Source organism: Vibrio penaeicida, from assembly GCF_002933855.1.
GTDB lineage: Bacteria > Pseudomonadota > Gammaproteobacteria > Enterobacterales > Vibrionaceae > Vibrio > Vibrio penaeicida_A.
This window is the reverse complement of the sequence record NZ_BFAQ01000065.1, coordinates 1-1,129: the sequence shown is the minus strand read 5'-3', so window position 1 is coordinate 1,129 and position 1,129 is coordinate 1. Positions and strand designations below refer to the sequence as shown.

General features: G+C 40.8%; 2 protein-coding genes. One reads left to right on the top strand and one right to left on the bottom strand.

What is annotated here, in order from left to right:
* The first annotated feature begins 172 nt into the window (after window positions 1-172).
* Window positions 173-631: a DUF2778 domain-containing protein gene (locus VPNCDNU1_RS27620; protein WP_104403357.1), complete on the top strand. Its 459-nt coding sequence runs from the start codon at window positions 173-175 to the stop codon at window positions 629-631.
* 73 nt (window positions 632-704) lie between these two features.
* Here VPNCDNU1_RS27620 and VPNCDNU1_RS29220 read toward each other — a convergent pair.
* On the bottom strand, window positions 705-1,129 hold a 425-nt coding region (locus tag VPNCDNU1_RS29220; RefSeq protein WP_237324240.1), incomplete at its 5' end, for a hypothetical protein.

Here is a 1,129-nt window from a genome sequence, read left to right as displayed (position 1 = left end):
TAGGGTAGTTTGCAGAAACCGCATTTGTGCGTTTTTGGCTACTTAACTGGGCGTTAGCATTCAAGCGAACATTTTAATTTATTTGCATCTTGTCGCATATATTCGAAGTTAGACTTAAGGTAGATAAGAAAAGCAGTAAACTTGCTTCTTTTATAAGTTTGCGAGCCCAACTATGCTTGAATTTACATTTGAACTTAATGGGGAAGAGCTCTCCGAATTGAAATGCGGTGCTGCATCTTATCCTGCTTTTTCAGGGGAAGGTGCAAACAAAAACAATAAAACGGCACAATGTATAGCTGGTAGTGGACCAATACCCGTAGGGACGTACTATATTTTTGATCGTCAGTCTGGCGGTATGCTTGGTCCACTGCGCGACTACTTTTCTGGAAAAGACCAATGGTTTGCACTTTATGCTGCTGATAGCAAAATGGATGATGAAACAATTTGCTTAAATATAAAGCGCGGACAGTTTCGATTGCACCCTAAAGGCCCTCTAGGTGTAAGCAAGGGGTGTATCGTAGTTGAGCATCAAAGTGATTTCTCAACGATTAGGTCACGACTAAAAAATACTTCCACTTTCAAGATTCCAAGTGTTGGGTTAGAAACTTATGGAAGGGTGATAGTGAAATGAAGGCTATCTCTATTAGGTCATTTCTTGTAATAATATCTACCCTAATTATGTCATTCATATGGTTGAGGTATCCTCACTTTTTTCCTAGTTTATCTGAGGAGCAGGCTATTAGGCTTGTAAACCTATTTAACGCCAAGAATGGTGAAGAAATTGCTGATTTGGAGCTATATTTGGTAATGAGCTGCTCATTTTTAATCTCGTTATTACTGTTGCTAGTTGGCATTTTGGGGCGAAGAATGCTAACAAACGCTTCAAGCGGACTGCCAACGCGTGGCATTTTTGGTTTGCAGTAATAATTGTGTTTAAGGCGCAATGCGGTAGCCGTTGTATTGCGTTGGCAGCCGCTTAAGCGGGCGTTATAGCGCTTTGATAATTCAAGGGTTGTAAGGTTCTCGAAAGTTGCTGGCTTCAGTGTTTTTGAGTTCGATTCCTTAGCCTGAATCAAGGTGGTAAATCCTCGCAAGCCAAGTTGCTGTAAGTTTCCCCAAAATCTCTCAA